This is a genomic window from Streptomyces sp. NPDC101151, assembly GCF_044768335.1.
GTDB lineage: Bacteria > Actinomycetota > Actinomycetes > Streptomycetales > Streptomycetaceae > Streptomyces.
The window spans coordinates 1-8,138 of the sequence record NZ_JBIWPP010000088.1; the positions used below are offsets into that span (position 1 = coordinate 1).

8 protein-coding genes are annotated in these 8,138 nt (G+C 67.4%); 4 read left to right on the forward strand and 4 right to left on the reverse strand.

From position 1 onward, the window contains the following. Nucleotides 1-247: 247 nt before the first annotated feature. Nucleotides 248-448 (forward strand): hypothetical protein, encoded by a 201-nt coding sequence (locus ACIRU3_RS46935; RefSeq protein WP_404070482.1) that lies wholly within the window; start codon nt 248-250, stop codon nt 446-448. Next, entirely contained in the window at nt 448-813 is a 366-nt protein-coding gene (locus ACIRU3_RS46940) for an Asp23/Gls24 family envelope stress response protein (RefSeq protein ID WP_404070484.1), read from the forward strand. The genes ACIRU3_RS46935 and ACIRU3_RS46940 overlap by 1 nt, the downstream gene beginning before the upstream one ends. A gap of 312 nt (nt 814-1,125) precedes the next feature. Here ACIRU3_RS46940 and ACIRU3_RS46945 read toward each other — a convergent pair whose 3' ends face one another. The 3 genes from ACIRU3_RS46945 to ACIRU3_RS46955 form a co-directional block, all read right to left on the reverse strand. Beyond that, nucleotides 1,126-2,739 (reverse strand): IS1634 family transposase, encoded by a 1,614-nt coding sequence (locus tag ACIRU3_RS46945; protein ID WP_404070486.1) that lies wholly within the window; start codon nt 2,737-2,739, stop codon nt 1,126-1,128. Nucleotides 2,740-3,178: 439 nt separating this feature from the next. Continuing rightward, the gene (locus tag ACIRU3_RS46950) at nt 3,179-3,952 is read right to left on the reverse strand and encodes a DUF4239 domain-containing protein (RefSeq protein ID WP_404070488.1); all 774 of its coding nucleotides are present in this window, start codon (nt 3,950-3,952) and stop codon (nt 3,179-3,181) included. 302 nt (nt 3,953-4,254) lie between these two features. Further along, on the reverse strand, nt 4,255-5,985 hold the full coding sequence (locus ACIRU3_RS46955) for an IS1182 family transposase (RefSeq protein WP_404070496.1): 1,731 nt from the start codon (nt 5,983-5,985) through the stop codon (nt 4,255-4,257). Nucleotides 5,986-6,266: 281 nt separating this feature from the next. On the opposite strand from ACIRU3_RS46955, the gene ACIRU3_RS46960 reads away from it, so the two are divergent. Together ACIRU3_RS46960 and ACIRU3_RS46965 are read left to right on the forward strand one after the other, a co-directional pair. Beyond that, nucleotides 6,267-6,521 (forward strand): hypothetical protein, encoded by a 255-nt coding sequence (locus ACIRU3_RS46960; RefSeq protein WP_404070490.1) that lies wholly within the window; start codon nt 6,267-6,269, stop codon nt 6,519-6,521. After that, the gene (locus ACIRU3_RS46965) at nt 6,518-6,892 is read left to right on the forward strand and encodes a hypothetical protein (protein ID WP_404070492.1); all 375 of its coding nucleotides are present in this window, start codon (nt 6,518-6,520) and stop codon (nt 6,890-6,892) included. Before ACIRU3_RS46960 ends, ACIRU3_RS46965 begins: the two co-directional genes overlap by 4 nt. Before the next feature lie 448 nt (nt 6,893-7,340). Here ACIRU3_RS46965 and ACIRU3_RS46970 read toward each other — a convergent pair. Next, nucleotides 7,341-8,138 (reverse strand): IS256 family transposase (locus ACIRU3_RS46970; protein WP_404070494.1); only part of this gene is annotated, 798 nt, incomplete at its 5' end.

The window sequence follows — 8,138 nt, forward strand, 5'->3', positions numbered from 1 at the left end:
CGGTCACATCACCAGATCACCAACCGCGGACCGGCAGAGTCCGCCCCGCCGCCACACGATCAGGCGACAGCGGATTCAGTCAAAGACTCACGAACCGCCCACTCATTACATGCGGCGCGGCCACCCGTTGGGGCGACACCCCGGCAAAGACCGTCCCACCTCCACCAGCACACCACTACACTCCCCACTCCCAGACCCCTGACCAGCCAAAATGGAGAAGTACTGCTGGAGTACTAAGCGTGTGGCGGTGACGCTGACCCTGGCTGCCAGCCTCGACAGCCCGCTGCCGAGCCGCATCGATGAGGTACGCCGATCGGTCATGCACGCCGCCGAGCACACCATCGGTCTGCAGGTGACGGCCGTCGACGTCACCGTGACCGACATCCTGGAGCCCTCCCCAGCCCCCGGAACCACGAAAGCCGGGCAGCACCCCCCGAGTGGCGTGTGATGGCTGCCACCAGTACGGCTGCCCTCATCAGGGCCGGGGCGAAAGTGGCGCTCGCGGTCCCCGGCGTGGCAGGCCTGCAACCCCGCCTCACCCATCGCCTCACCGAGACCGTCTCGCCCGTGCTGCCGCAAACGGCAGGCGTGCGCGCCGAGCATGCGCCGGACGGCTCGGGATGGCACATCGAGGTGCGCTGCGTGGTGGCCGAAGAGAACCGCGTGCTGGAGATCGCCCGCAGCGTCCACGACCAGGTACGGTCCGCTGTCCTCGCCCACCTTGCCGAGCAGAGCGCCCTGGAAGTGGTGGCTGTCACCGTCACCATCGTCCGTATCGCGGCCCGGCAGCCTGAGCGAGCGCGCCTGGAGTGAACGCAAGCACAGGACGCTGCTACTGCCGCTACGACCCCAGGCAGGCGCGGCGGACCAGCCAGCCACCTTGCGCGAGATGCCGGGCTTCCTTGTGAGGGCCGAGTACACGTGGCCTTGCAATTCCCCGGTGTACGGGCGCAGCGGGGCGGTTGAGCAGTCGGGGCTTGGCGTCTGCCGGCCATTGGCGGTCTGGGCCTGCTGGACGCATTGCTTGGTGACCGCCGTGATTTCCTCGCGGATCTGGGTGGCTTGCAACCACTGGGCTTCGGCGTGCTCGGCCGCATCTAGCCCCGGACTTCGCGGGTCACCGTTTCAGGTCTGTGGCCAGCGGGTTTGTCCGATGTCGGTGTCCAGGAGGTCGAGGAGGTGGAGTTGAACGCCCCGGGTGATCTGGACGGTGGGAGGGTCGGTGACGTTGCCGATCCGCAGGGTGAGTTCACCGAGGTGGTAGAAGATCATGCGGCCTGTGGGGCGGACGCGGCGGCTGTCGGGGTAGAGGCCGCTCATGGTCTGCTCGGGGCCGAGCGCCCGTCTGACCTGCCGCTCGATCAGGCAGAAGACCAGCAGGGCCAGGCAGATGATCTGGATCAGAGCAGCAACGCGCCGGTTGTGCTGCACGAAGACCGGCGCGACCGCGAGCGGGCCCTCGAAGTCGTGATATCTGCGCTCGACCGCGCCCTGGCCCTTGTAGTGGATCAGGGCCTGCCCGGCGTCCGCCTGGCCGGGAGGGACGGACGTCAGCAGTGCGTACCAGCCGTCGACCGCGGCTTCGGCCTTCAGCACGCCGGCGTCGAAGTGCCGGGCCAGGACTGGGGTGCCGTCCTCGTTGTCGGTGACACTCCAGCGCAGACAGGAGGTGACACGGCGCTTGGCGGCGATGGCACCGATCCGGGCGACGATCTTCTCCCGGGTCTTGTAGTGGCGTCCGCCGGCCGCGGCGGTGAGCTTGTCCAGGTCCTCTGCAGCCTTGGCCAGGCGTTTGTCCCGGGCGGCTTGCCGGCCGGCGGCGTTCGCGGTGGAGTGGACCAGGATCCGGCGCACGGTGAGCGAAGGATCGCTCTTGCGGGGCCCGGGCAGGGTGTGGGTGTCCTCCAGCACGCGGTAGGTCTCGCGCCGCTCGGCGGGTTTGCCCGCCTCCCGGTCCGGCATCCAGTCCACGACAGTGGCCTGCGCGAGATCGAGGGTGGCATAGACCTCGTCCTTGACCTGCGCGGCCGGGGCCGGCGCGATGAACTCAACCCCGGCCGCCAGCAGGGCACGGATGTTGGAGTAGGACACCAGCTTGGAGTCGGCGACCATCAGGAAGTCGCGCTCACCGGCCATGGCCCGCAGGTCCTTCATCGCGCCGACGACCTGGCTGACCTCGGCCGCACCACCGCCGAAGACCCGGGCATGGAGCGGGATACCGCCGTCGGCCGACACCGCGAGCCCGGCCTGGACCTGCTTCAGATCGAAGCGCCGGTCCTTGGGATGCCCGTAGCCGATGACAGGGAAGTCCCCCTCCTGCCCCTCGACCGGGAAGGCCCCGTGCACGGACATGCTGGTCATGTCCCAGTGCATCCGGGCCACATCGATCCCGAACTCACCGATCGCCCGCGCCCCGGCCGTGCCCGCGATGTGCTCCAGGTGCGGAGCGATCGCATCCAGTGCCCGGGCCAAACGGTCATCGTTGAGCAGACCGGGCTCGATCCCGAAGACTTCCTCCACCGCCCAGCACCTGGCCCAGTCCTCCACCCGCACCAGCGGCGCGGGCGACGTCAGCCGGTTGGCCACCAACGCCTCGATCACCTGCCCGTGCGTCACCAGCGCACTCGCGCCACCAGGACACACCTCGTCGACGATCCCGGCGACATCCAGCCGGCGCAGAAACTCGGCAGCGACAGGCAGAGCGCCCAGACGCTTCTCCACCACGGACGTCACCGCCACTTCAAAACGCTGACGCTGAGACCGCGACCGCGGGGATCGGGAAGTCATCGACACACCCCACCCAACGCCACACCCCCAGCCCAGGACACCCCCGGACCGGTCACACCATACGAATCAACGACCCGCGAAGTACGGGTCTAGCAGCCTGACCACGGCGCGCGGCAGCCACCACGTCCGCGGCGCCCCGTCGCGGGTTTGCTCCACGAGTATCCGCCGCCAGTCCCCATGCACCAGGCCATCCACCACGAGCGTGGTGAACGCGTGGCTGAGATGGACGTGGTGCTTCTGCGCGCCGTACGCGGATCCGGATCGTCGGCGTGCCCTTCGGGTACGAGGCCCCCACTGTCAGCTCCGGCACCCCACAGTCACCCTGCGGATCCAGCGATAGCCAACCCGCACCCAATCAATGCCAAGCACCAGACCGATCCAGGTGAACAACTCACCGTGGACTCATGGCGCTCAGCGCCTTCATCCGCGCGATGGCCAGTTCGAAGGCGTCTGGGTTCACTCGGATGGATCTGACGAAGGGGTAGTTCAGCTCGTAGATGCACAGCAGGAGGCTGCCGACAGTCAGGGCGGCACCGAAGACGATCAAGGAGTGGGCCCGCAGGCTGTGCATGCCGAATCCCATGGCGAAGGCGACAGTGATCAGGCCTCCAAGGACCAGTACGGCCCACAGCAGGCTCGGCAGGCCTGCGGCCGACTCATTCACCCGCTGCCGTCGGGTGTCACTCATGGTCGACACTGCTTGCAATGCCTGCTGATAACGTGCCTGTTCTCCCAGTGTTTTCGGCTGCTGACGGTAGACGGCCTGACGCAGTTCGGCCTGTTCGTCCCAAGCCTTACGGCTCGAGCGGTGCTGGGCGAGCAGCGGCCATTCCTCGGTGATGACGGTGTGGGGGTACCGCTGTGCCAGGTCCTCGATCCGGGCGGCATCTGCGGGAGGCAGGGACCGCCCGTACCAGTAAAGGTCGATCAGGGCGTCGGATTCGGTGTAGGTGTCCGCGCGGGCCTTTTCCTGGGTTTCCCACAGTCCGATGACGACCAGTGCAAGGACGACGGCATAGATCACTCCCACTACGGCATAGACGAAGCCGAGTACATCGTTGTGAGGCTCGCGCTTTTCACCGGGGACGTACCTGGACAGCACGAGCAGCACCAGCACAGAGGCTGCCGCGCCACCGAGGACGAGGAGATATCCGTAGATTGGCATGGGTGGGGGCTCCGATTCATGAGTACGGTGTCGAACGTTACGGCAGCGCCGCTCATGAACTACTCATTGGCAACAACTCCCGCGGGCTATGCCGTTGTGGAGAGAGATGGTCGTGCGCTGTTTCTCCGACGCCACAACGCGGTGCGCGAGATGGCTGAGCTGTTCCGCCTCAGAGTCGCTGACCTGCGCCCCTACTGATCTTTATGGCCTCGCTTGACGATCTGTCAGTTCGGATATGAGGGCGATATGGGGAGTTCGGATGCCGCGCGTTGGGGGCCAGGGCGACTCCGTTGCTGAATTTGTCAGCTGGCGAGTCGGTAGCTGAGGCGTTCGAGTCTGCTGGTGCGGGGTTTGCGTAGTGGGTCGGTGGTCCACCAGGCGTCGAGCCGGACCACGTTGAGCGCGGTGGCGGAGAAGGCGTGTTGGACTCGGACTTTCGGCAGGCCGCGGTAGCGGGCTTGGCGGACGCCGGTGACGTCGAGGGCCTGGTTGATGGTGCCTTCGACGCCCGCGCGGAGGGCGTACTTGGCTCTCCAGGACTCGGTGTCCTGCTCGGCCCGGGCCGTGGCGGTGCGTTCGTGGAGTTCGCGGGGCCGCAGGGCGAGCATGCGGGTGCCGCGGACGGAGCTGGTGCACCTGTCCCGGGAAGGGCAGGGGCGGCAGTCGGCGCGGGCGAAGTCGATCACGATGGCGTCACGGCCGTGCTGGGTGACCGGATACCAGCCCGCACTGGTGGAGCCCTCGGGGCAGCGGACCTGACGGGCTTTCCAGTCGATGTGGAAGGCGCTCTTGTCGAAGCCCTCGGCGGCCCTGGCCTGGGGCGAGTGGTCGGCCAGGAGCGGAGTGACCATGGTGATGCCCTGCCCGGCCGCGGCAGTGATCAGGTCGGCCGAGGGGTAGCCGGAGTCGAGATAGTGCTCGGCGGGCTTCACCTCGCGCTCGGTGAGGTTCTTCTGGATCGGCTCGGTCGCCTTCACATCGGGCACGGTGGCGTCAGTGGTGTGCACGTCGGTGATCAGGTTCGGTGCCGGGACACGGAGACAGCCTTCGGCTTCGGCTTCGGCTTCGGCTTCGGCTTCGGCTTCGGCCGGAGCGTGACACGTCTCGGTGAGATGGATCTTGTAGCCGCACCAGAAGAGGTCATCGCCCTTGGCCGCCCAGCGGGCGTCGGGGTCGTAGGGGGAGGCCAGGCGGGTACTGCCGGGCGGGACACCGTCATTGTCGGCGTTCCGCTTGCTGACCACCTCCCGTCCCCGGGCATCGACGCGGACGGTGTAGGTCTGCACGAGGACCTGCCTCAGCAGGGCGACCGCCTCGATCTCGCGGATCCATGCCGGGGAGCCGGGGGACCAGGCGGCCCGGCACAAGGCCAGCGCGTCCTGGCCGAAGACCTGGGCGAGCCGCTCCCGCTTGGTCTTCGACGACGGCATCGTCCAGCCGTCGACGCGCGGCCCGTAGCGTTCGGCGAACTCGGCGACGTCGATCACCCCGGCCGGCCAGGACGGTGCCGCCACCGCCAGAGCCTCCAGCGCCGCCCGTACGCTCTCCCCGGCCAGCTCGGTGCGGTTCAGGTCACGGATCGCGCTGATCACATGGGTGGAGTCGGTGCGCTGCTTGCCACCGGCCTTGACCAGCCCGGCCTCGCGGCAGTGCTCCAACAGCCGGTCGAAGAGCACCCGTTCCATCCCGTCACCGGCCAGCCGGGCACGGAACCTCGACAACGCACAGAAGTCGAAGCCGCTATCGGACAGTTCCGCGCCCAAGGCGTACTTCCAGGACAGCCGGTCCCGCGCCGCCTCCGCGGCCTGCCGGTCGGTGAGGTTCTCGGTGAACTGCAGCACAGTCACCAGAGCGAGCAGGGCCGGGGACTGGGCAGGAGCACCACGACCGGGAAACGCCCCGGCGAACAACGCGTCATCGAAGACCTCGGCCAGGTGGTCGCGGACCCGCATAGGAAGGCTTCCCCTGGGGAAAGCGGCACGGGCCGTACACACCGTCTGTTCCGGAATGGGCGGCAGACCCCCAGGCCGCATTGACACCGCACCGACCCCCTGCGGCCGGGGCAGACAGAACGACCGCACCGACGATCATGCCGAACAGCCCCAGACCACCGCAGACAATTCAGCAACGGAGTCGCCCTGGGGTGGCCCCACACTGGTGATCTTCGGAGGCCCTCGGGCGGTGGGTGGGTGTTCGGTGGGTTACCTGGTGCCTGCCCAGAGTGAGCCGGGCCATCCCGAGCGGCCCGTGGACCACCAGTCGGCATTGTGGGAAGCCACCCCGCAAGATTTCTACCAGCGGTAGAATCCGTGGCATGACCAATCCCACGAGCATCAAAACAACCGAGGCGGTGCGCGACCGGCTGCGCCTCCTCGCTAAAGAGCGGGGTATGAGCATCACGGATCTCGTGGCGGACCTCGCCAGTCGCGAGCTCACGGATGCCGAGCGTGAGCAGCGCGCTCTCGAGGCCGCCGGTGAGCTGGGGATTGAGTACACCGAGCAGGTCCAGCAGGCCGGAGAGAGTGCCTGGGAGAAGATCCGCGCCCACCAGGGCAGCGCCGCCGCATGAACTTGACGGCTGTCCTGGACCACACCGCTCTGGCCGCTCTCTATCAGGCGGACGCCTTCTTCACGGGGCTGTACATCGAGGCCTCGCGCGGAACCGGCCGGGTCCTGATCCCCTCGCTGTCCGTTCTCGCCGCCGACCGCCAGGTCCCAGGTGCCGGCGCGCACGCCGCGGCGCTGCGTTTCGCCGAGAGTATCCCGTTCACCGCCGATCATGCCCGGGACGCGTTCGCATGGGCGGGCGCTTCGTGGGCCGTGACGCATCCGGCCGCGATTGCATGGCAGGCCGCCAAGGCCGGAGAAGCGGTCACCGTCCTCTCACTCGAGCCCGAGCTGTACGCGGGAACCGGTGTCACGCCGCTGAACCCCACCTGAGACGTGGATTGCCGCCGTACCCAGTTGCCCGGCGAAGCTGATTGAGCAGATCGCTGCCGTCGGCGCTTGCGTCGGGGCAGCCAGCCCCGCGACTCAGCGAATGGCAGTCTCTGGGACGGTAGCCATTGCCGCATCGATGCGCTCGGCGTGGAACCGCCCGCGTGGCCAACCGCGTTGATCACATGGGGCTCGGCATTGCAGGCCGGGCAGGGTTGCTTCCTGATGAGGTCTTCCCGGTCTCTGCCAGCCAGCCACACCGCCCGCTGTGGCCATCTTCCGCTCCGCGGCTTCCTGTTCCTCACGGTAGTAGCGGCTGATTGCCTCTTCGGTGCGATCTTCCAGCGGATCGTTCAGGAGCGCGCGCAAGTCGGCGGCGAGAGGCGGCTGATCAACGGAATGGGTGAGTGGTGGGTCTGTAAAGCGAGCGGTGTAACTGGGCTTGGTGTGGCTAGAGTTGGCCTGCGGTGAGGCGGCCGTCGAAGGCCAGGTCGAAGGCGTTCATGGCGCCCTTCCAGCGCATGGTCCAGCGTTTGCGGCCGGCGCCGGTCGGGTCGAGGCTCATGACGGCCATGTAGACACATTTGAGGGCGGCCTGCTCTGTGGGGAAGTGCCCGCGGGAGCGGACGGCCTTGCGGATGCGCGCGTTGACGCTCTCGATGCTGTTGGTCGTGCACACAATGCGGCGTATTTCTGCATCAAACTGAAGGAAAGGCGTGAACTCAGGCCAGCTGGACTCCCAGAGGCGGACGATCGCCGGGTACTTCTTGCCCCAGGTCTCGGCGAATTCCAGGAACCGTGTCGTGGCCGCGTCCTCGGTCGGCGCGGTGTAGACGGGCTTGAGCGCCTTGGCGATCTTGTCCCAGTCCTGCCGGGCCGCGTATCGAAATGACGCCCGCAGTAGGTGAACCACGCACGTTTGCACCACAGTTCGCGGCCAGACCTCACCGACCGCGTCGGGCAGCCCCTTCAACCCGTCGCAGACCAGCATGAGGACGTCTTCGACGCCCCTATTCTTGAGCTCGGAGAGTACTCGAAGCCAGTGTTTCGCGCCTTCGCCGCCGTCGCCGGCCCACAGGCCGAGGATGTCACGGTGTCCCTCGGCGGTAACCGCCAGGGCCACGTAGATTGGCCTGTTCGCTACTTGGCCATCGCGAATCTTGGTTCTGTCGACGATCTTGTGATCCGGACGGTCTGTCTCATCGTGCGAGCAGGACGCGTTTGCGAAGGAGATCGAGGCTGGCCCGGC